This is a genomic window from Agrobacterium sp. 22-226-1 (assembly GCF_053522345.1).
In genome coordinates, this window is the sequence record NZ_JBNWCP010000010.1 from 24874 (window position 1) to 46951 (window position 22078).

The following is a 22078-nucleotide window of genomic DNA, read 5'->3' on the forward strand; positions in this document are numbered from 1 at the left end:
GCGAGCGGCCGTGGATGGGCCGCCCGGTGTGACCGTTGTGGGGGAATCGTTACAGGAAACTGCTTTCGAACAGCTCGCCTGAATAGGCCGAATGGGTAACGCCCGCTTCAAGATCGGCCTTGGTCAGCTCATCGACAAAATCGCCGTTCTGCATGACCAGCACACGGTCGCACATATGGGCGATCACCGCGAGGTCATGGCTGACGAGAACGAAGGTGAGGTCGCGTTCTTCGCGCTGGTCGGCAAGCAGGTTCAGGATTTCCGCCTGGATGGAGACGTCGAGCGCGGATGTCGGCTCGTCGAGCAGCAGGATCGGCGGTTCGAGGATCAGCGCGCGGGCGATTGCCACGCGCTGGCGCTGGCCGCCGGAAAGTTCATGCGGGAAGCGCTCGGCGAAATGTGCGGGCAAGCCCACCTGTTGCAGGGCGGCAGGCACTTTCGACCAGCCATCGCCAAGTCCCATGGCGCGGATCGGTTCGGCGAGCGCCCGGCCGATACGGTGGCGCGGGTGCAGCGAACCGTAGGGGTCCTGAAACACCATCTGGGCCAGTTTCAGTTCGTCGCGACTGCGGGTCTTGCCGACCGGTTTGCCGTTAAAGCTGATGGAGCCGGTCCAGCCGGCCTCCAGCCCCGCCAGCGACCGCAGCAAGGTCGACTTGCCGCAGCCGCTTTCGCCGACGATGCCGAGCGTTTCACCCTTGTTGACCGTGAGGCTGACGCCGCGCACGACGTGATTGCGGTTTTCCTTTGCGCCGTAGACGACGTCCAGCTTGTCTACCGTGATCATCGCATCACCTCCGCATCGATGGCCTGACGGTCCAGCACCCTGAGACGCCGCACCGGATTGCGGGGATCGGGCATCGCCGCGATCAGGCCCCGCGTATAGGGATGTTGCGCATCCTCCAGCTTGGTCAGCGTTTCCACGACGCGCCCGCCATACATGACCAGCACCCGCTCGCAGAAGGCCGCGACCATGCGGATGTCATGGCTGATGAGGATCAGGCCGGAATTATTCTCCCGCACCATCTCGTCCAGAAGCAAAAGCACATCCTTGCGGACGCTGACATCGAGGGCCGAGGTCGGTTCGTCGGCAATGACCAGCTTGGGCTTGGCGAGCAGCATCATGGCGATCATCACGCGCTGGCCCATGCCGCCCGATATCTGGTGCGGATAAAGCGCCATCACGCGGTCGGGATCGTTGATGCGCACGCGCAGCAGCATGTCGCGTGCTGCACCTCTCGCCGCCTTTCCGGTCAGCGCCAGATGCAGTTCGGCGGCCTCCGCCACCTGCTTTCCGATGGGCAGCACCGGGTTCAGCGAATAACGCGGGTCCTGCATGATAAGCGCCATCTCGCTGCCGCGGATCGTACCCATCTGCCGCTCGGATTTTTCGAGCAGCGGTTCGGACAGGAAATCCATCCGCTCCGCTGTCACCGTGGCGCCTTTCGGCAGGAGCCGCATGGTAGCCCGTCCGGTGGTGGATTTTCCCGAGCCGGACTCACCGACGATGCCTACCCTTTCGCGCGCGACATCGAAATTGACGTTGGACACGGCTGGAATGGTGTTGCGGCCGAAACGAACATTGAGGTCGCGGACCGAAAGGATGGGGGAGCTATCAGGAACGGGCATGACGCGGATCCAGAAGGTCGCGCAGCGTATCGCCGGCGATGTTGAAGGCAAGGCTCGTCAGCAGGATGGCGATACCGGGCATGACGGCGACCCACCAGTAGTCGAGCATGAACTTACGGCCGCTGGAGATCATCGCGCCCCATTCCGGCAGCGGCGGCTGGGCTCCGAGACCGAGGAAGCCGAGTGAAGCGGCCGTCAGGATGATGCCGGCCATGTTCAGCGTCAGGCGAACGATGACCGAGGGAATGCACATCGGCGCAATGTACAGAAACAGGATGCGCAGCGGCGAGGCGCCATAGAGACGGGCGGCGGCGACGTAGTCTGTATTGCGCACGACAAGCGCTTCCGCACGGGCAAGACGCGCAATCGGTGGCCATGCGGTGAGCGAGATCGCGATGATCGCCGTGCCGAGGCCGGCGCCCATGGCGGCCGCAAAGGCAAGCGCCAGCACGAGCGAGGGGAAGGACAGGACGATATCGGTCGCGCGCATCAGGATCGCGTCGGTTCGTCCGCCGAAGAAACCGGCCATCACGCCAATGGCAAGGCCGATAGGACCGACGATGACCGAGACCGACAGTACCGTCTGGATGGTGATGCGGGTGCCGTATACGAGCCGGCTGAAAATGTCGCGGCCGAATTCGTCGGTTCCGGCCAGATGCGCCCAGCTTGGAGGCTGGAGCGCGTTTTCCAGAGCCTGACGGGCAGGATCGTAAGGCGCGATGAGAGGTGCGAAAATGGCGACCAGAACCAGAATGGCCAGAATGGCGAAGCCGAACATTCCAAGCGGTTCGTCCGCGAGCTTTCGAAGTGTCCGCACGGTGGTAGTCGAGATGCGCGATAGGGCGCTGGGACGATCAACGGTATTGTTGTGCGCGATATCGGTCATCGTGCGGCCTCCCGTGTACGGGGATCGAGCGTGGTGTAGGCCAGATCGGCGAGGAAGTTGAGCAACATGAAAATGAAGCCGATGACGATCGTGGCGGCCAGAATCGCATTCATGTCGCCGATGAGCAGCGCATTCGTCATGTATTGGCCGATGCCGGGCCAGGAGAAGACGATCTCCGTGACCACGGCGCCTTCCAGCAGGTTGCCATAGGAGATCGCCAGAACGGTGATGAGCTGCACGGCGATGTTGGGCAGCACATGGCGGGTTATGGTGCGTGCTGGGCTGACACCCTTGGCCCGTGCCGCGATGACATAGTCCTGGCTGAGCTGTTCAAGGGTGAATGCCCTCGTCATGCGGGTGATGTAGGCCATGGCCATATAGGCTAGGATGATCGCCGGCAGGATGATGTGTCCAAGCGCGTTCCAGAAGATTTCCGTCTCGCCTGCGAGCAGGCTGTCGACGAGCATCAATCCCGTCTTCGGCTCCACGAGGCCTTCGTAGAAGACGTCGACCCGGCCGGGGCCGGCGACGAGGTTGAGGTTCGCGTAGAAAATCACCAGCCCAACGATGCCGAACCAGAAGACCGGTATCGAATGTCCCACCAGCGCAAAAACGCGCGCGAACTTGTCGATGAAGGTGTCGCGGAAGAGGGCGGCGGCGAGACCGAGTGGGACGCCGACGACCGTCGAGATGATGATCGCCAGCGTGGCGAGTTCGAAAGTGGCGGGGAAAGCCTGCGCCAGATCGCGGGTCACGGGGTTGCCGGTCAGGATTGCAATGCCGAAATCGCCATGCAGCAGCCCGCGCAGATAGATGAAGAATTGCTGGTAAAGCGGCAGGTCGAGCCCCAGCCGCGCTCGCATGGCCTCATAGGCCTTGGGATCGGCAAGTTCGCCGACGATTGCCCCGACCGGATCGCTCGGCATAACCCGGCCGATGATGAAGGTGATGCAGAGCAGGATGAAGAGGCTGACGATCAGTTGCAGAAAACGATGTCCAAGCCCGCGCAGTGAGATTTCCGTCATTGCTGGCCGCACTTCCCTGTGAGAACGCTGTCGGCAGTGGAGCCTTTGCACGCTGCTCGCCGCAGACGCGCAATTCTCCTTTGCAAAAACTCTTGATGGTACTTCATCCCAACTCCTCCCTGAGCTAACATGAAAACATATGATGTGCGGCCGTGTCATCATATGAGTAGCGAAGGGATTCGTATTCTGCAAGAGGGAAGAGTGGCATGATGGGCGACAAGGCGAGGCCGCGGGAGAGGCGGGCACAACAGATCATCGATAATCTCAGCGCAGAAATTCGCAGTGGAAAACTGAAAAACGGTGATCAACTTCCCACCGAACCGGAGCTTGAACGCAGCTACGGCGTGAGCCGCACCGTGGTTCGCGAGGCGATCGCGGATTTGCGTTCCGCCGGCTATGTCGTTCCCATCCAGGGCAAGGGGGTTTTCGTCAGCAATGCCAGTGAGTGGGCCGGCGTGAAACTGACGCAATCCGAAGTCGGAACCATTGCGGAAACGCTGGAAATGCTGGAGTTCAGGCTTGCGACCGAAGGGGAGGCGGCCGCAATCGCCGCCTATCGCCGCACTGCCCAGCAGGAGGCCGCAATCTCTGCGGCGCACCGGAAAATGGCCCGCGCCATCGATGCGGGTGAAACCACCGTCGATGCTGATTACGAGTTTCACACGGCCATCGCGATAGCCACCAATAACCGCTTTTATCTGGAGGCTCTGCGTCAGTTCGGTTCGCGCTCTATACCGCGCGGGCAGTTCCCGACGCTGCCGGAAACCGGTGACGCGAATTATCTTCGCAAAGTGCAGGCCGAGCACGAGGCAATCCTGCGCGCCATCGTCGAACAGGATCCGGAAGCGGCGCGAAAAGCCATGCGCGAACATATGCTTGCGAGCCAGCGCCGATACAGGTTGCTTTCAGAAGCGCAATAGCATCTCGACACTCATCTTATTTCATGCGATGTCATATGATGACTTGCATGGAGAGAGGAGAGAATCGATGTATGTCGGCACCCAGGTTGCTGCGCGCGATGACGAGGATTTTAAGGTTTGGGCGCAGCTCGGCGTCAAAAATGTCAACGCGGATCCGCCCGGAAAGCCCGCGAGCTGGACTTTCGAGGACTTTGAGCGCCACCGTGACAAGGTCGAAAGCTTTGGCCTCGTTCTCGACATGGTGCAATTGCCGTTGCCGTCGCGGCCCATCGAACAGGCTTCGTATCCCGATATCCTGCTTGCCGGCCCTGATCGCGACCGGCAGATCGATGCCGTCTGCACGATGATAGAGAATATCGCCAGGGCCGGAATCCCTGCCGCGAAATACAATCTCAACCTCATCGGCATTCCGCGCACGGAAATGGAGCGCGGCCGCGGCGGCTCGCTCAATGAAGCCTGGCGCTGGGACAAGGCGGACCACGATGCGGCACCGGGTCTCGCTGGCGTTCTTTCCGAAGACGAGAACTGGGAACGCATCGACTATTTCCTCGAGCGTGTGGTGCCGGTGGCCGAAAGCAACCGTGTGCGTCTGGCATGCCATCCGCATGACCCCTATACCCCGCCGGGCTACCGGGGCGTCACCCGCGTTCTCGGCACGGTCGAAGGGCTGAAGAAATTCGTGCAGATGCGCGAGAGCCCTTATCACGGCCTGAATTTCTGCCAGGGGTCGATCGGCGAAATGCTCGACAATCCGCGCGAGGAAATCGACGACATCATCAGGTGGTTCGGCAGCCGCGACAAGATCTTCAACGTCCATTTCCGCAATATCAGTGGCGGCAAACTCTCCTTCATGGAAACATTCCCCGATGAGGGCGACATGGACATGGTGCGTTCGCTGAAACTCTATCACGAACTCGGCTATCGCTACATGATCATGCCAGACCATGTGCCGACGATTGCCGGGCGCGATGCCGTCGGTGTCGCTTTCGCCTTCTGCTACGGCTACATCGCCGCCTTGATAGAAGCGCTTGATAACAAACATCTTTGACCGTTCTGGCCCGCGACGCCGCGCTGCGTCGCGGGCTTTTTCCCAAACATGAATTACCGATCTGTAGGAGGAGCAGGTATGAGAAAATCATTGATCCGTCTCGCATTCACCACGGCCCTGGGCGCCATGCTGGTGCAGGCAGCGCCAGCCGTGGCCAAAACACCGAATGACCAGCTCGTCATCGGAACCTCGCTGGCTCAGGTGCTGTCGCTTGATCCGCATCAGGCCACCGAAGGAAAGGCCAACGAAATCATGTCCAACCTCTATGACCGTCTGATTTCGGTCGATGGTTCGGGCAAGGTTTCACCGCAGCTTGCCGAGCGCTGGGAGATAGATGACAAGGGCATCACTTTCCATCTTCGCGAGGCCAACTTCGCCTCGGGCAATCCGGTAACCTCGGCAGACGTCGTTTATTCGCTCAGCCGGCTGTTGAAGATGAACCAGGCGGCCGCGGCCAACCTCAAGCGCGTTGGCTATAATGCCGACAATGTCGACAAGCTGGTGAGCGCGCCGGATGAAAAAACGGTACGCATCGATCTTTCCGGCGAAACCACCTCCGAGCTGCTTCTTTACCGTCTGGCCATGGTCATCGCCAGCGTCGTCGACAGCAAGGAGCTCAAGACGCATGAAAGCAATGGCGACTGGGGTAATGGCTGGCTGAGAACCAATTCCGCCGGTTCCGGTCCCTTTACGCTCAATCGCTGGTCACCCAACGAGATCATCATTCTCGAGGCCAACAAGAACTACGTGGCCGGCAGCCCGAAAATGCGCCGCGTCATCGTGCGGCATGTGCCGGAAAGCCAGGTTGAACGCCTGATGCTGGAGCGCGGCGATATCGACATCGCCAGTGCGCTGACGGCTGCCGACCTTGCAACCTTCAACAACAAGGAGGGTTTCCAGATTCAGCGCGTGCCGACGGGCGGCTTCTACGTCCTGTCCATGAATGCCGGCAAGGAACCTTTGTCCAACCCCAAGGTCCGAGAAGCGATTGCCTATGGCATCGACTACAAGGGCATGGAAAAGACCATCATGGGTCCCTATGGCCGGGCGCGCACGGTGCCGGTGCCGGAAAACTTCGAATACGCCATTCCGAGCCCGGACTGGAAGCTCGATGTGGAGAAGGCTAAGGCGCTCCTCAAGGAGGCCGGCTATGAGAACGGCTTCACGCTTAATCTGAAGACGATCGCGCAGACGCCGCGCATCGACCTCGCCACCGCGATCCAGGCGTCGCTCAGCCAGATCGGCATCAAGGTCAATATCCAGCAGGGTAACGGTTCGGACGTGATTGCCGCCCACCGTGCGCGGGATTTCGATCTGCTCATTCCGCAGACCGGCGCCTACATGCCGAATGTGCTGGGCTCGATGGAGCAGTTTTCCAGCAACCCCGACAATTCGCTCGCCGCCAACAACGCCGGCAATTTCGTCTGGCGCTCGGCCTGGGACATTCCGGAACTGACGGCGCTCACGGCAAAGGCTTCGCTGGAGCCGGACGCCAGGAAGCGCGGGGAAATCTACACCCAGATGCAGGAAATGTTCGTCGCCCAGAAGCCGGCGGTGCTGCCGATGTTCGAGAGGTTTGAGCCGATCGTGCTGAATGCGCGCGTGAAGGATTATGTGGGCCATCCCAGCCAGACGACCCGGCTGGAAAAGGTCACGAAGGACTAAGGCAAACCACAGCCGCTGAAAGACTGTAACGGGCGGTTTTACCGCCCGTTTTTTATTCGCGGTTGGACGGGAAGCCCGGCCAAGGCGGTGGATTATCGTCATTATCCCGGAAATTCGGGGGTTTTCTCAAGGATTTCGTCGGGTTAGATCGTCCGATGACTATTCCTTCCATCGGGCGAGAGTCGTGTACTCCGCTCACCCACCTCCCGAAGAATGCGTTGACGACCATGAACCTTGCACAGATAAAACTTCCGTCGCGGCCGCTGAGCCTCAAACGTGGCGTCATTTCGGTGCCGGCAGCCTATTATTTCTCCGTTCCGGTGCTTCTGGTCATCACGGCCGTCATGCTCGTCGCCGAAGGCCCGGGCATATTGCGCGACTATCAGATCAGCAAAGATTCGCTGGAGATTGAAAACGGCGATATCAGCGGCAGCTGCAAGACGCGCAAGGCAATCTTCACGACCTGCAAGGCGGATCTTTCCTACGAACATGCGGGCGTGAGCTACAAGAAGGATGTCGAAGTCATGTTCGTCGATTTCCATTCCGGTGATTACGAAACCGGGCTGGTCATCTCCGCGAAGAACCCGGAACTCGCAACGATTTCGCTGGGCCTCGACATGCTCTGGAACCGCATCATCACACTCGGCGTGTTCGTCTTCCTGCTCGGTTTCGGCAGTCTCGCCATGCTGTTCACGCTTGTCCGGGTCCTGCGGGTTCGCCTGCAGCTGCGCAAGCCCGCACCGTTGACCGTCATTCCGGTGGCGCTGACGGCGGTTGCCGAAAAACGCAGCCGACTTTTCGTCACCTATGCCGATACGGTAAGGGACGATAAAACCAAGCGGCAATCCTTCACGCATCTGGAGCGGGGTCGCATTCCCGTTGTCGTCGGTCATACCGGCAAACATGATGTGGCGCTCGCGGTCCTGCATGGAAACAGCGCCTTGCCGGTCCTCCTCGATGATCAGCTGGAACGGATCGACCTTACGGAGCAGGAGCGGACGGAAGCTCTGACATCGCTTGCCCCGTTGGTCGCGCGTGAGACACAGGAGGCTGCAGCGGCCCAGGCCTCGGCGATAAAGAAAGGACCGGGCCTGCTGCGCAGACTGGGCACTTTCGTTGCCATCGTCGCTGTCATCATCGTCGCGGTGGTCGGTTACTGGCTGTGGTATGTCACAAGCGCTCCGTCGCAATTCAACTCGCCCGGAATGGACATTAACAACATGTTGCCGGCAGCGCTCAACGAGTGGGGTTGCGCCCGTCTGCAGGAGCGTTTCGCCGATGGCCCGGCGCCTTTCGGATGCACCGCAGCCGATTATCGAAGCTGGAAATAAACCGCTTTCCTACAGTCCCGGTCGGGCCGCGCGCGAAAAAGCTTACTGGCTGTCGCGTGCGGCCCGTTCCTTTCTGTACGTTGCAGAACAGATCGTTACATTTATCATTAGTTGCATTAGAGATTTATAAATAAACCACTCCCATAGTGCCACCGTGAGCGGTTCTTCAGAGGCTGGGAGAGTGCGTCATGTTCACGGTTCTGGAATGCGTTGTCGTACAACACGACCGGGCGGTCGTGCTTCTTGCGGCTGTTATATGCCTGCTTGGCATGTTTGCTTTTTTTCATCTTTTATTGCGTGCGGAGGAAAGTCCGGCTGGCCGCAAGCCCTATTGGGTGCTGGTTGCCGCCTTTGCCGGAGGGCTCAGCGTCTGGGCCACGCATTTCGTCGCCATGCTCGCCTATAAGGGCGCGGTCCCGATCGGTTATGATTTCGCCTTCACGGCTCTTTCGGCGGTTCTTCCGGTTTTCGGTTTCTGGCTGGCGCTCACCAGCCGCTCGCAGGCCGCTTACAGCCCGGCCATCGTCGGCACGCTGGTCACGCTGTCGGTTGCCGTCATGCATTTCGTCGGCATGGCGGGAATGGATGTCGCCGCCACGATCAGCTATCGCTGGGGACCGGTTCTGGGTGGTTTTGCGGTTGCCTGGGCATCTTTTCTCCTCGCCTTTTCCCTTTTTCGCCGCCTCGGCTCCTGGCAGCGCCTCGCCGCGCCGGCCGGATCGGCGATCTTCGCGATCTGCGCGCTGCATTTCACGACCATGTCGGCCACGGTGCTTTCGCCAGATCCGTCCGTATCGGGACCGGACCCCGACAATGTCGCCCGGTTGATCATGATTTGCGCCATTTCCGGCGTCACGTTCCTGATCCTGTCCACCACTGCTGCGGCTGCTCTTGTGGACCGTTACCTTGTCGATCTCAAGGGTCTTGTGGATGCGACGCTCGATGGTCTCGCTGTTGTCCGCGATGGGCGGATCGTGGAGCTTAACACCCGCTTTGCCGGCCTTCTGGGCCGGGAGGAAGCGTCGCTGGTCGGACAAAACCCCGACGATCTCTTCAAGGCCGTCGACGGGCAGCCCGCTTATCTGCCGCGCCACGCACCGGTGGAGGCGGTTCGCGAGCGCGCCGGGCAGGCGCAGATATTCGAGCTCGGCGTACGCACGATCGAATATCGCGGCCGCCCCTGCGAGGTAATGGCTATCCGTGACCTGACGGAAAAGCGCGAAGCGCAGCGGGAAATCGAATATCTCGCCCGTCACGACGTCCTGACGGGCCTGTCCAATCGCACCATGTTCCAGACCCGTCTTCACCAGCAGATCGAGCATTGCGACGAGGAGGACGAATTCGCGCTGCTGGCGCTCGACCTCGACCGGTTCAAGGCGGTCAACGACATATTCGGCCATGCCGAAGGGGACCGCGTTCTGAAAAAGGTTGCCGCCATTCTCGATGAATGCGCAAGGGCAGGCGATGTGGTCGCCCGTCTCGGCGGCGATGAATTCGTCATCCTGACTGCCCGGCACACCAAAGCGGAAGAGGCGCGCCTGCTGGCCGAGACGATCCTTGGCATGTTTGCGCTGAAGATGAATGTTGCCAACGATCCGACCTCCGTCGGCGTCAGCATCGGCATCGCCGTCTTCCCGCGGGACGGGAAGGACCATGAAAGCATCATGCATGCCGCCGATCTGGCGCTTTACCGCGCCAAGATGGGCGGGCGCGGCATATTGGCCTTCTACGATCCGGTGATGGATCAGGAGGCGCGCGAGCGCCGCCAGCTCGAGACGGATCTGCGGCTTGCCATCAATCGCAACGAGTTGCTGTTGAATTATCAGCCGGTCCTTTCGGTGGAATGCGGCCAGGTCGTCGGTTACGAGGCGCTGGTGCGCTGGCAGCACCCGACACGGGGCGTGGTGCCGCCGGATGTCTTCATTCCAATTGCCGAGGAGAGCGGCATCATCATCTCGCTCGGAGAATGGGTACTGCGCGAGGCCTGCCGTCAGGCAGCCGGCTGGGCGCCGCACCTGAAGATCGCGGTGAACGTTTCGCCATTGCAGTTTTCGCTGGCCAATCTCGGTCATGTCGTCTGCACCGTGCTGATGCAGACCGGACTTTCGCCCAACCGGCTGGAACTGGAAATCACCGAAGCCGCGCTTCTGAAAGACCGCAAGGCGACGTTGATCATCCTCAACCAGTTGAAGGCGCTCGGCGTCGCCATCGTCATGGACGATTTCGGAACCGGTTATTCCTCGCTCAGCAACCTGCAGAGCTTCCCTTTCGACAAGATCAAGATCGACCGCAGCTTCATCGCCGCCATGAGCGACGATGACAATGCCCGCGCCATCGTGCGCGCGGTGATCGGCCTCGGCCGCAGCCTCGATCTGCCGGTAACGGCGGAGGGAATCGAAACGGATGCGCAATACCGCATGGTGGTCGACGAGGGTTGCGCGCAGGCGCAGGGCTATCTCTTCGGCAAACCGGATGTCGCGCCCGCTCAGGTCGTCAGCGCCACCACACGGAAGAAACATTCCGTTTGATAAAAGATGCGGCGGCACAATGGTGTCGTCGTCCTCCTTTCCCATCTCCGATGGAACGAGAGCCAAGGCAGATCGTTAGGTTAGCGTGTGGCGCGTCCATGCCGCTGTCAGCCCGACCGGGCGATATGCCTGCTGTGTCAGCGAATGCGCCACGGATGGACATCTATCTATGGGAGAGACCGCGATGACAGACCGCCTCGAGCCACAGGACCCGCGCAGCCAGTATCCGCGCCCGCCTTTTTCGACCCCGCCCCAGGAAATGCCGGGTCTGGTGACGAATATGACCCCTTTCCCGGACCATGGTGAAAAGACCTACCGCGGCACCGGCAAGCTTGCAGGACGCAAGGCGCTGATAACCGGCGGCGATTCAGGCATTGGCCGTGCGGTCGCCATCGCTTTTGCAAGGGAAGGCGCGGATGTGGCGATCTCCTATCTTCCGGAAGAAGAATCCGACGCCGAGGAAGTCGTGGCGCTCATTGAGGCCGAAGGCCGCGTGGCGGTCGCGCTGCCCGGCGATATTACCGACGAGGCCTGGTGCCGCGAACTGGTCGAGAAAGCGGCCGGTGATCTCGATGGGCTGGATATTCTGGTTATCAACGCGGCAAGGCAGCAATATCGCGACGATATAGAAGAACTGTCGACCGACGATTTCGACCGCACCATGAAGACCAATCTTTATGCGCTGCACTGGATTGCGCAGGCGGCGGTTCCTCACCTCAAGCCGGGGTCGTCGGTAATTACCACGGCGTCGATACAGGCCTATGAGCCCTCCGCCATCCTGCTGGACTACGCCACCACCAAAGCCGGTATCGTCGCCTATACGAAAGCGCTTGCAAAGCAGCTTATCGAAAAGGGCGTACGCGCCAATTCCGTCGCTCCCGGCCCGTTCTGGACGGTTCTTCAGCCGAGCGGCGGCCAGCCGGACGAGAAGGTGAAGAATTTCGGCAAGGACAGCGATTTCGGCCGCCCGGGACAGCCGGTGGAACTGGCGCCCGTCTATGTGCTGCTGGCATCGCAGGATGCGAGCTTCATCAATGGCGAGGTTTATGGCGTGACCGGCGGCAGGGGCATTGCCTGAGGCGATGTCCGCCAAATGCCGGATGGGCCTTTGAGGATTTCGAGATGAAACGGCAGGCAGAACGTTCAGACAGAAGTTTGAAGAGCTTCGATGTTCGCGACCGGCTGATACTGGCGCTTTATGCGCAGTTGAACGCGGAGCGGCAAACCCGTGAGGCTATGGAATGGGTTATCCGCAATGGCGGGCTGTCGCCGGAGGTGCTGGAAGCCATGGCGTCCGACCCGGTGCCGGTTCTGGCGGAGGCGGATGTGCCCGCCATCGAGCGCATTCTGGCCAAGGGCCGACGCGGAGACATGTCCTCCCGCAGCGATGACGAGGGACGACGGACATGAACCGGAGAGCGAGCTGGAGGGGCCATCTGAGCTTTGCCGATTTCAACTGCGAAGTCGGTCTTTATTCCGCACTGACCTCGGCGGAGAAAATCTCCTTCAATATCGTCAACCGCAAGACCGGCCACCGCGTCGAGCGGCAATATGTCGACAGCGATACCGGCGACGAGGTTCTCCGCGAGGATCAGGTCAAGGGATACGAACTCGACAATGGCGACCACATCGTCATCGAGGGAGACGAGATTGCGAAGCTGATGCCGGAAAGCGACAAGGTCATCAGCGTCAGGCATTTCCTGCCCTGTGACGAGATCGACAAGCTTTATTTTGACAAGTCCTATTATCTCGCGCCGAGCGGGGAGGGCGGCGAAGAGGCGCTTACGCTTCTTGCCAGGGCAATGGACGACGAGAATGTCGCAGCTCTCGGCGAAGCGGTGCTTTTCCGCCGCAACCGTGTCCTGCTGATCCGTCCGAGCGGTAAGGCTCTCGTCGCTACGACGCTAAATTTCAGCTACGAGGTCCGTTCGCAGACATCCGTCTTCAAGTCGATCCCCGATATCGAGTTCGATGAGGAAATGCTGGAGCTGGCCGGACACATCATCGAAAAGCGTGCGGGCACATTTGACCCGGCAGACTACAGCGATCGGTATAATGATGCACTCGCAGAACTCGTGAAAGCCAAGATCGAAGGCCGGGAAATCGCCAGGCCGCCGCCGCGCAAGGAAGACAATATCATTGATCTCAAGGAGGCCCTGCGTCGCAGCGCGGGGGCCGAAGCGGGCAGCAGGAAAAGGGCGACGGCAGCGGGCCGCAAGGCCCCGCGGAAAGCGAGCTGATCCATGGGATTGCAGACCTATAACGCCAAGCGCAGTTTCGACAAGACGCCGGAGCCCAAAGGGACGACCGCCGAACAGCAGGGCTCGAGCTTCGTGATACAGAAACACGATGCCCGCCGCCTGCATTATGATTTTCGGCTGGAAATGGACGGGGTGCTGAAAAGCTGGGCGGTGACGCGCGGCCCGAGCCTCGATCCCGAGGACAAGCGCCTTGCCGTGCATGTCGAGGACCATCCGCTCAGCTATGGCGATTTCGAGGGCGTCATCCCGAAGGGACAATATGGCGGCGGCACCGTGATCGTCTGGGATCGCGGCACCTGGCAACCGATCGGCGACGCCCGGAAAGGTTATCGCAAAGGCCATCTGGAATTCGAACTGGACGGCGAAAAGCTCAAAGGCCGATGGCATCTGGTGCGCATGCATGGAAAGCCCGGAGAAAGCCGGGAGAACTGGCTGCTGATCAAGGGCGATGACGAGGAGGCGAGGCATAAGGGCGGCGCGGATATTCTCGAAGAACGGCCAGAATCCGTAAAGACCGGGCGCAGCGTCGAGGAGGTTGCGGCCAAACCGAAGGATACCTGGAACTCCAAAACGGTATCGAAAAAGACCGTGGCTTCGGCCTCCGGCAGGAAACAGGCGCATGCGCTGCCCAAAGGCGCACGCAAACTGGCCATGCCATCCTTCGTGCCGCCGGCGCTCGCCACGCTCAAGCCGAAACCGCCCAACGGAGATCGCTGGCTGCATGAAATCAAATTTGACGGCTATCGTCTGCAGGCGCGCGTCGATCAGGGCAAGCTTCAACTGCTGACCCGCAGCGGGCTGGACTGGACGGAGAAATTTGGCAGCGCCGTGACAGGAGCTCTCACGGCGCTGCCGGTGGAAACGGTGTTGATCGACGGCGAAATCGTCGTTGAACGCGACAGCGGGGCCTCCGATTTCTCCGCCTTGCAGCAGGATCTGAGCGAAGGGCGCAGCGACCGCTTCGTATTCTATGCCTTCGACCTTCTTTATCTCGACGGCAGCGATCTGCGCGGTGCGGCATTGAGCGAGCGAAAGGCGCTGCTCGAAAAGCTGTTGCCGGCGGGTGACCCCCATCTCCGTTACAGCCAGCATTTCGAGGAAAGCGGCGCGCTTGTCCTGGACCATGCCTGCCGGCTCAGCCTCGAGGGCGTCATTTCCAAGGTCAAAAACAGCAGATATGTTTCGGGCCGCAAGGGCGAATGGGTAAAATCCAAATGCTCGATGCGACAGGAATTCGTCATCGGCGGTTATACCGTCTCCTCGACATCGGACCACGCCATCGGATCGCTGGCGCTTGGCGTTTATGAAAATGGCAAGCTGCGCCATGTCGGCCGTGTCGGAACAGGTTATACGGGCGAAATGGCTGAGATGCTGCTTGGCCGGCTGAAGCCGCTTGAGCGCAAGGAAAGCGCTTTCGATGGCAAGCTCACCGCGCTCGCCCGCCGCGATCTTCATTTCGTCAAGCCGGAACTGGTCGCTGAAGTGGAGTTTCGTGCATGGTCTGGCGATGGCAATCTGCGTCACGCCTCTTTCCGGGGGCTGCGCGAAGACAAGCCCGCAGCAGAAATCGAACGCGAGGAGAAGGCCGTGTCCGATACTCAGGCGCCGCAATCGAAGATCAAGTTCACCCATCCGGACCGGCTCTATTGGCCGGAGGACGGTGTGACGAAGGAGGGGCTTGCCGATTATTATGCGCAGGTCTGGCGGCACATGGCGCCCTTTGTCGTCAACCGGCCGCTGGCATTGTTGCGCTGCCCGGAGGGCATAGAGGGGCAGCGATTTTTCCAGAAACATGCCTGGCGCGGCATCAATAAGGCCGTGGAGCAGATCCGGGATCCCAAGGACAAGGGCGGCGAACCGCTGATCCGCATCACCGATTTCGATGGCCTGATGGCGCTCGTGCAATCCGCCGCGCTCGAAATCCACCCATGGGGTGCGACGACTGCCAACTGGGAAAAGCCGGACATGATCACCATGGATATCGACCCCGGCGAGGATGTGGCTTGGGAAGAGGTGATCGAAGCGGCGCTGGAACTGAAGCGGCGTTTCGAAGAGGCCGGACTTGCCGCTTTCGTCAAGACGTCGGGCGGCAAGGGGTTGCATGTCGTTGCACCCTTGAAGCCGCAGGCGGGCTGGGGCCCGGTCAAGGCCTTCGCCAAGGCCATGGCGGCGGATATGTCGAAAGCCGAGCCGGAGAAATATCTCTCCGTCGCCACGAAGGCGAAACGGCAGGGCCGCATTTTCATCGACTATCTGCGCAACGGCAGGGGCAATACGGCGGTTGCGGCCTATTCGACACGTGCCCGGCCGGGAGCCGCCATTTCAGCGCCGCTCGAATGGTCGGAACTCACCGCCGAGATCGGCCCGGCCCATTTCACCGTCAACAATATCGGCGCGCGTCTTTCCGCGCTGAAAAAAGACCCGTGGGATGGATTTTTTGCTGCTGCCGAGCCGCTTCCGAAAAAGGCCCGCTGAAGGCATCGAGCCTCAACTTCTCTTTTCGGAAGCAAGGCTTTTCTTCAGGGCATCCATGATGTTGATGACATTGCCGCCGGTGCGTGCCTTCGTGCCGGTTTTCTTTTTCGAGGAGGAGACCTCCTCGCCCTTGGTTTTCAACAGGGACTTGATCTTCTTCTGAATGGGGTCCTGCACTAGAGTTGGTTTCCAACCGGTCACCTGTTTGCTGATGCGTTTTTCCATGGCGTCCAGCAATGGCCGGTCGATTTTCATCTTCGGCTCCAGCGCGTCGATGCTTTCGCGTACCTCTTCGCCATAATGCAGCGTCCACAGGATGATGCCTTTTCCCGACGGTTCGAGGAGCACAGCCCTTTCACGACGGTAGATTACGAGGCGCGCGATGCCGAAAACATCGTTCACCTTCATGGCTTCGCGAATGACGCTGAAGGCTTCGGTGCCGATCTTGTCTTCCGGGCGCAGAAAATGCGGACGGTCGTACCAGATCCAGTCGATCGATCCTTTCGGCACGAAGGTCTTGATATCGATGGTGCGGGTGCTTTCCAGCGCCACCGCATCGATCTCGTCATCTTCCAGCAGGACATAGTCGTCCTCGGCGCGGGGAAAACCTTTTACCTGGTTTTTGGCGGCGACCGGTCGGTGGGTGACGCTGTCGACATAACGGCTTTCGACGCGGTTGCCGGTTTTGCGATTGAGGACGTGGAAGGTGTATTTGTTGCCTTCCGTCGTCGCGGGCGTTAGCGAGACGGAAGCCGTCACCAGCGACAGCTTGAGATAACCCTTCCAGAAAACCTGTCGTGCCATGTCCGCGATCCGCATTGGTTCTCCCGGAACAACAGCCACGGGGTGGCTTTTGTTCCGGGAGGAGTGGCAAATCGGGACAGGGATGGAGCTGTCAGCCGAACAGCGACGTCAGCCCGTAAACCGCGGCGGAGATCAGCGCAGCCGCAGGCATGGTCACGATCCAGGCGATGACGATATTGCCGGCAAGGCCCCAGCGCACCGCCGAGACGCGGCGGGCCGCGCCGACCCCGACGATGGCGCCGGTGATCGTGTGGGTGGTGGAGACCGGAATGCCGAGCCATGTCGCACCGAACAGCGTCAGCGCACCGCCGGTTTCGGCGCAGAAACCCTGCATCGGGTTCAGCCGGGTGATCTTCGACCCCATCGTGTGGACGATGCGCCAGCCGCCGAACAGTGTGCCGAGCGCCATGGCCGACTGGCAGGAAATCACCACCCAGAATGGCACGTAAAAGCTCTCGCCCAGATGTCCCTGGCTGAAAAGCAGCACGGCAATGATGCCCATGGTCTTCTGCGCGTCGTTGCCGCCGTGTCCCAGCGAATAAAGCGAGGCGGAGATGAACTGCATCACGCGGAAGGTGCGGTCCACGGCAAAGGGCGTCTGCCGCACGAACAGCCAGGAGACGGTGAGCACCAGAAGCAGGGCGAGGAAGAAGCCGATGGCCGGCGACATGAAGATGGCGCCCACGGTCTTCAGCAGGCCCGACCAGACGATGGAATTGAAACCCACCTTGGCAAATCCCGCACCGACGAGCCCGCCGATCAGCGCGTGCGACGAGCTGGAGGGAATGCCGAAAATCCAGGTGACGATGTTCCAGACGATGGCGCCGATCAGCGCCGCGAAGATCACCTGCGGCGACACGATGGCAGGATCGATGATGCCGGTGCCGAGCGTTTCGGCCACATGCAGGCCGAAGAACAGGAAGGCGATGAAGTTGAAGAAGGCCGCCCAGGCGACCGCATATTGCGGGCGCAGCACACGGGTGGAGACGATGGTGGCGATGGAATTGGCGGCATCGTGCAGACCGTTCAGAAAATCGAAGAACAGCGCGATGGCGATAAGGCCGATTAGCAACGGCAGGGCAAGTGCGACATCCATCAGACGTTCTCGATAACGATGCCGCTGATCTCGTTGGCCACATCCTCGAAGCGGTCGACGACCTTTTCGAGTTCGCCGTAGATCTCGCTGCCGATCATATAGGCCATGGCATTGCCGCTTGCGCCGTGGCGGCGGAAGAGGTCCTTGAGACCCAGATCGTGAAGTTCGTCGGAGCGGCCTTCGACGCGGGTCACCTCTTCGGCGATGGATGACAGGCGATGCGCATTCGTGCCGACCTTGTTGAGAAGCGGAATGGCTTCCGCGATGAGGCCGGCTGCCCGCACGATCTCATGCCCCATTTCCTTCATTAGCGGATCGAATTCCGTTTGCTCGAAAAGACGGATGGTCTTGACGGTCTTGTGCATCATGTCGATGGCGTCATCCATCGACTGGATGAGATCCTTGATGTCGCCGCGGTCGAAGGGGGTGATGAAGCTGCGCCTGACGGCGAGCAGCACCTCGCGGGTGATGTCGTCCGCCTGATGTTCGAGGGCGACGATGAGGTCGCAGTTCTTCTCGACGTCGATGCCGCTCAAAAGTTGGTCAAGGGCCTCGGCCGCTTTGATGACGGTTTCGGAATGTTTGCTGAACATGTCGAAGAAACGGTCCTCGCGCGGCATCAGCTTGCGAAAAATACTCATCATGCGAATTGGCCCTCAATGGCGCTTTATTAGTTGTGGGGGGTGATTGTCATAAAACTGTCATAAATGCACGCGGGGCATTGATGCAACCCGGAAAATCAGCACTATCAACGGATATGAAACCCACCAAGAAAAGCCGGAAAACCCGCCCGGCTCGTGCACTGACATTGCTCCAGCAGCTTGCTGCGGTTCCGGAAAAGCTCTTCACCGGCGCTTTCCGGCAGCAATATGCCGCGCTTTGCTTCCGTTATGCCGGCAATGGCGAGGATGTCGAAATCCTCCTCGTCACGTCCCGTACCAGCGGACGCTGGATCATTCCGCGCGGCTGGCCGATGAAACGCAAGAAGCCGCACGAGGCGGCGGCAATCGAGGCGTGGGAGGAGGCGGGCGTGCGCGGCCGGGTGAAAAAGAATGCGGTTGGCCGCTATACCTATCTCAAGATGCTCGACAATGGCGATGTCGTTCCCTGCATGGTCGATGTGTTCCAGATAGAGGTGACGGAGGCGGAAACCACTTTCAAGGAGCGCGGTGAACGCCTGCTGGAATGGGTGCGCCCGGATGAGGCGGCAAGGCGCGTTCGCGATATCGAACTGAAGTCGCTTCTTGTCGATTTTCGCCCGAAGGGCAAAAAGAAGCGCCAGGGCAGCGAGAGACCTTAAACGTACGCGTCCGGCATCCGCTCCTGTGCCCAGGACTGTAATGCCGCCGCAATGGGCCATCTCCAACCTTGCCTGATGTTTGTCGTCAGGTGCCGCTGCATGAAACCATGTCGTCCCGTTCTCCGCTTTTTATTGCGTTATCTCCATCCCATCATCGTCCTTGCCGTACTTCTGGCGGGGCCGACCGCCATTCTCCTGCTGAGGTGACGGCAGCCCCACGGATGCAAAACCGGCCTTTTCAGGCCGGCTGCTTTTGGGAAGGTTGCGCCTGATGGTTCGAATGCCCCGTTTCATCCGGCGCTTTCGGTAGCAGGCGGGCAAAACGCCTGACGATGCTGTCTATATAGGACAGGATGGTCGGCACCACGATCAGGGTCAGCAGTGTGGAGCTGATGAGACCGCCAACCACCGCATGGGCAATCGGCGCACGCTGCGCGCCGCCGCCGACGGCCACGTGGCTCTGGACGTGCGGATATCCATCTTGGTTACGGTCTGACCGTGAGACCGAATACGTTGAAGCAGACTGCACAGGGAATCAAAAAAACAACTTGCAAACAGGGCGGGCCATACGTTCCTTCGTTTCATCCACAAATCCAACGTGGGCCGCAGAGGCTCAGTCCTTTGTCGCCTGGCGTGATGGCGTGTGGGCCTTCGTTTACGCCGAGCTTGCCAAGGTTCAGGCAGGACAGCGCCAGCAGCCTACTGTCGAGCAGTTCCTTACGGAAATCGCGCCCATCGCCTGGCCGGTGGCGTAACCCAGCAGCAACCCTATGTCGGCGGTCAATCAGCGTTTCGGTACAAAATGTGCGGACGTATCACGCGATTGCTGCCGCCGGATTCCGGCTGGCGTGGCTGGTCGCCGCGCCAATCTCTAGGATCCTCGCGTCGCTCTCTGTGCTCACGGCGATCCCGCCAGTCCCTGCGATCATAATCGCGGTAATAGCGGTCCCTGTAGTAGCGATCCCTATCGTACGAGCGATAGTAAACGCCTGACGAATAATACCCGCCAGAGCGATACCCGCCGTCATCAACGCATCCGCTGAGAATGCCGACCGATACGAGCGCAACAGATGCGGCCAGAAACTTCATGATGTCATCTCCCATTGAGGCACTCAAACGTGTGTCGGTGCCTTCGGTTCCATGATTGCGAGAATGCGGGGGCAGGGATGAACCGGGGCTGAATGAATGGAAGTCCACAAAAGCTGGAGATGTAGAAAACCAACCGAAGCAGCGCACAACGAGGGCATCTTAATATTAGAGAGGGAAGCCGTCCTCCCCGACCCAGGGTCGGGCCGAGGAGGGTGACTGGGATCACTAGCGAAAGCCTTTCGGCTGTGGATCTTCGCCAGAACATCGAAAGCGAGATTACAATTTTTTGATGTATCTGTCTTGTGAAATTTTTGAATAGAAAAAGCCCCGGCATTTCTGCCGAGGCTTCCGTCACTGACAATGTCAGATCAGATTAGAACGAACGCTGCAGACGGATGAAGCCGTTCCACTCTTCGTCAACGTTGTCGACGTCGAGGTAGTTAACTGCAACCTTCGTGGAGAGGCCGTCGGTGATCTTGTAGTCAACCGTCAGGCCAGCCTGCCAAGCGTCGTCGTTCGAGAAGTCGTTGCCGCCGAGGTAGTAGTTACCGAAGTACTGTGCACCGGGGGTGATCGTCAGCTTGTCGGTAGCCTTGATGGCGTATTCACCGGCAATCGCCCACTCAGATTCGGTGTAGTAAGCGTTTGCGCCAGAAGCCCAAACACCAGCCAGGCCGAGCGTACCCGGGCCAACGTCAGCCGTTGCGATCAGGCGAATGGCGCCTTCTTCGCGGTCGGTGTCGTAGCCGCCGATGAGCTGGAAGGAAGCTGCGCCGAGCTTGGCGCCGAGACCGAGAGCAACACCAACGTTGTTGTCCTGATCTTCGTAGCCGACTTCGATGCCTTCGAGTTCATCAACCGAAACGCCTGCCCAGAAAGAACCGGCGTCGTAGGTGTAACGTACCGAGTTGAAGAGAGCGTTCGTGGAGAGAACGTCAGACTCGCCAGAAAGGCCATCGTCCCACCAGCTGTAGAACTTACCGACCTTCAGGCCGCCGAGTTCGATGAAGGCCTGGTCAACGTGAACGCCAGAAGACGAGGACGAGCCGTTGTCAGCGTTGCCGCGGAAGCCGATGAAGCCGCGCAGAGCGCCGAGTTCGGTGTCGGTGCGGGTGTCAACTTCGAACTGAGCGCGGGTGAAGGAATCCCAGTCAGACGTACCACGGCCCGAGTTGAATTCATCACGGCCGATGTTCGTCTGGAAACGGATGTAACCGCCGAACTTCAGGCAGGTTTCGGTGCCGGGGATGTAGAAGAAGCCGGTGCCGAATGCGTCGCAAACGCGAACGTATTCCAGGGGCTCGGGCTCGGCAGCGACGATAGCGTCAGCGGCCTGTGCGCCGGATACTGCTGCGAGAGCGGCAGCGGAGCCGATAAGAAGGCTCTTGATGTTCATGGTTGACCTCCAGTCAAAGTTTTTATCCACCGCGCAAAGTCTCGAAACCGGTTGCCCCCGCCTCATTAGCCCTGCGCTGATTCAGCAAATGACAGAAAGTCGCCGCATACTGCAATCTGGATTCACTGATTTAGTGTGATTGAATGGGCATGAAGCGCATAAGGTGTGTCCAATTAGTAACAGAATCCTCTTTGCCCTGTTGAAAACATTAAGTTCTCATTAGGAAATTCAAGCGGTTCGCTCTGGCGGCGTTTTGTACGGATAATGTTCACAGCAGTGCCCGGATGACTTCTCGGCCTTCGATCTGGAATAACCGAAGCCGCCCGGCGTCCCAGTGAAGAGGCCCGTCGCTATCAAGCGCCGAGGCCTCAATGCCTCGGCCTGTTTCAGGGGACGCGCGACGGGCCCTACTACATCGGTTGATCTGGACCAACAACCCATAACCCACAATCAGGAGAAGCCTCATGTTGAAGGCTGATGTCGCGCGCTCGATAGAGCGAGTTGCGAGCGTGCACGGTATTGAGCCGGCGGCGCTGAAGGCTGTGTCGAGGTCGAAAGCAACGGCATCGCGGACGCTGCGTTCCGCCTCCAAAAGCGCGAAAGGGATAAAAGGACGCCCACCGCA

General features: G+C 59.9%; 20 protein-coding genes and 1 pseudogene. 11 read left to right on the plus strand and 10 right to left on the minus strand.

The window, feature by feature from the left end; all coding sequences use genetic code 11:
• Nucleotides 1-49: 49 nt before the first annotated feature.
• The 4 genes from ACQZ5K_RS17460 to ACQZ5K_RS17475 are packed head-to-tail and all read right to left on the minus strand — an operon-like array spanning nucleotide 50 to nucleotide 3540.
• The gene (locus ACQZ5K_RS17460) at nucleotides 50-787 is read right to left on the minus strand and encodes an ABC transporter ATP-binding protein (protein ID WP_080853488.1); all 738 of its coding nucleotides are present in this window, start codon (nucleotides 785-787) and stop codon (nucleotides 50-52) included.
• Complete coding sequence (locus tag ACQZ5K_RS17465) at nucleotides 784-1629, minus strand: ABC transporter ATP-binding protein (RefSeq protein WP_448740967.1); 846 nt, start codon at nucleotides 1627-1629, stop codon at nucleotides 784-786. The genes ACQZ5K_RS17460 and ACQZ5K_RS17465 overlap by 4 nt, the downstream gene beginning before the upstream one ends.
• The gene (locus tag ACQZ5K_RS17470) at nucleotides 1616-2515 is read right to left on the minus strand and encodes an ABC transporter permease (RefSeq protein ID WP_104679971.1); all 900 of its coding nucleotides are present in this window, start codon (nucleotides 2513-2515) and stop codon (nucleotides 1616-1618) included. Before ACQZ5K_RS17470 ends, ACQZ5K_RS17465 begins: the two co-directional genes overlap by 14 nt.
• Entirely contained in the window at nucleotides 2512-3540 is a 1029-nt protein-coding gene (locus ACQZ5K_RS17475) for an ABC transporter permease (RefSeq protein ID WP_059758625.1), read from the minus strand. Before ACQZ5K_RS17475 ends, ACQZ5K_RS17470 begins: the two co-directional genes overlap by 4 nt.
• Before the next feature lie 206 nt (nucleotides 3541-3746).
• Between ACQZ5K_RS17475 and ACQZ5K_RS17480 the strand changes: the two genes are divergently transcribed.
• The 9 genes from ACQZ5K_RS17480 (at nucleotide 3747) to ligD (ending at nucleotide 15768) form a co-directional block, all read left to right on the plus strand.
• Nucleotides 3747-4460 carry a FadR/GntR family transcriptional regulator gene (locus ACQZ5K_RS17480; RefSeq protein WP_448740968.1) on the plus strand — a complete coding sequence of 238 codons (714 nt, stop codon included), beginning with the start codon at nucleotides 3747-3749 and terminating at the stop codon, nucleotides 4458-4460.
• A 67-nt stretch (nucleotides 4461-4527) separates the two neighbouring features.
• Nucleotides 4528-5508 carry a mannonate dehydratase gene (locus ACQZ5K_RS17485; RefSeq protein WP_448740969.1) on the plus strand — a complete coding sequence of 327 codons (981 nt, stop codon included), beginning with the start codon at nucleotides 4528-4530 and terminating at the stop codon, nucleotides 5506-5508.
• 126 nt (nucleotides 5509-5634) lie between these two features.
• Nucleotides 5635-7173: an ABC transporter substrate-binding protein gene (locus ACQZ5K_RS17490; protein WP_448741039.1), complete on the plus strand. Its 1539-nt coding sequence runs from the start codon at nucleotides 5635-5637 to the stop codon at nucleotides 7171-7173.
• 227 nt (nucleotides 7174-7400) lie between these two features.
• Nucleotides 7401-8504 (plus strand): hypothetical protein, encoded by a 1104-nt coding sequence (locus ACQZ5K_RS17495; RefSeq protein ID WP_448741040.1) that lies wholly within the window; start codon nucleotides 7401-7403, stop codon nucleotides 8502-8504.
• Nucleotides 8505-8692: 188 nt separating this feature from the next.
• Nucleotides 8693-11032, plus strand: coding sequence for a bifunctional diguanylate cyclase/phosphodiesterase (locus ACQZ5K_RS17500; RefSeq protein WP_448740970.1), 2340 nt, complete (start codon nucleotides 8693-8695; stop codon nucleotides 11030-11032).
• A 184-nt stretch (nucleotides 11033-11216) separates the two neighbouring features.
• The gene (locus ACQZ5K_RS17505; protein WP_448740971.1) at nucleotides 11217-12110 is read left to right on the plus strand and encodes an SDR family oxidoreductase; all 894 of its coding nucleotides are present in this window, start codon (nucleotides 11217-11219) and stop codon (nucleotides 12108-12110) included.
• Nucleotides 12111-12154: 44 nt separating this feature from the next.
• Nucleotides 12155-12442, plus strand: a complete 288-nt coding sequence (locus tag ACQZ5K_RS17510; RefSeq protein WP_448740972.1) for a hypothetical protein — start codon at nucleotides 12155-12157, stop codon at nucleotides 12440-12442.
• Nucleotides 12439-13272, plus strand: a complete 834-nt coding sequence (gene ku, locus ACQZ5K_RS17515) for a non-homologous end joining protein Ku (protein WP_448740973.1) — start codon at nucleotides 12439-12441, stop codon at nucleotides 13270-13272. The genes ACQZ5K_RS17510 and ku (ACQZ5K_RS17515) overlap by 4 nt, the downstream gene beginning before the upstream one ends.
• 3 nt (nucleotides 13273-13275) lie before the next feature.
• Nucleotides 13276-15768 carry a DNA ligase D gene (gene ligD / locus ACQZ5K_RS17520; protein WP_448740974.1) on the plus strand — a complete coding sequence of 831 codons (2493 nt, stop codon included), beginning with the start codon at nucleotides 13276-13278 and terminating at the stop codon, nucleotides 15766-15768.
• Nucleotides 15769-15780: 12 nt separating this feature from the next.
• Here the strand turns inward: ligD and ku (ACQZ5K_RS17525) are convergent, their stop codons facing one another.
• The 3 genes from ku (ACQZ5K_RS17525) to ACQZ5K_RS17535 form a co-directional block, all read right to left on the minus strand.
• Nucleotides 15781-16572 (minus strand): non-homologous end joining protein Ku, encoded by a 792-nt coding sequence (gene ku, locus ACQZ5K_RS17525; RefSeq protein WP_175422219.1) that lies wholly within the window; start codon nucleotides 16570-16572, stop codon nucleotides 15781-15783.
• 91 nt (nucleotides 16573-16663) lie between these two features.
• Nucleotides 16664-17668, minus strand: a complete 1005-nt coding sequence (locus ACQZ5K_RS17530; RefSeq protein WP_003521775.1) for an inorganic phosphate transporter — start codon at nucleotides 17666-17668, stop codon at nucleotides 16664-16666.
• Nucleotides 17668-18312 (minus strand): DUF47 domain-containing protein, encoded by a 645-nt coding sequence (locus ACQZ5K_RS17535; RefSeq protein WP_003521774.1) that lies wholly within the window; start codon nucleotides 18310-18312, stop codon nucleotides 17668-17670. Before ACQZ5K_RS17535 ends, ACQZ5K_RS17530 begins: the two co-directional genes overlap by 1 nt.
• Before the next feature lie 113 nt (nucleotides 18313-18425).
• Between ACQZ5K_RS17535 and ACQZ5K_RS17540 the strand changes: the two genes are divergently transcribed.
• On the plus strand, nucleotides 18426-18968 hold the full coding sequence (locus ACQZ5K_RS17540) for an NUDIX hydrolase (protein ID WP_137005680.1): 543 nt from the start codon (nucleotides 18426-18428) through the stop codon (nucleotides 18966-18968).
• Nucleotides 18969-19206: 238 nt separating this feature from the next.
• Here ACQZ5K_RS17540 and ACQZ5K_RS17545 read toward each other — a convergent pair.
• Nucleotides 19207-19413 (minus strand): annotated as a pseudogene (locus ACQZ5K_RS17545) (hypothetical protein); the annotation flags it as partial.
• A 196-nt stretch (nucleotides 19414-19609) separates the two neighbouring features.
• Between ACQZ5K_RS17545 and ACQZ5K_RS17550 the strand changes: the two are divergent.
• Nucleotides 19610-19723: a DUF936 domain-containing protein gene (locus tag ACQZ5K_RS17550; protein WP_233284802.1), complete on the plus strand. Its 114-nt coding sequence runs from the start codon at nucleotides 19610-19612 to the stop codon at nucleotides 19721-19723.
• Between the two features lie 25 nt (nucleotides 19724-19748).
• Here the strand turns inward: ACQZ5K_RS17550 and ACQZ5K_RS17555 are convergent, their stop codons facing one another.
• Entirely contained in the window at nucleotides 19749-20057 is a 309-nt protein-coding gene (locus tag ACQZ5K_RS17555) for a hypothetical protein (protein WP_175422220.1), read from the minus strand.
• 373 nt (nucleotides 20058-20430) lie between these two features.
• On the minus strand, nucleotides 20431-21453 hold the full coding sequence (locus ACQZ5K_RS17560) for a porin (RefSeq protein ID WP_137005681.1): 1023 nt from the start codon (nucleotides 21451-21453) through the stop codon (nucleotides 20431-20433).
• Nucleotides 21454-22078: the final 625 nt, after the last annotated feature.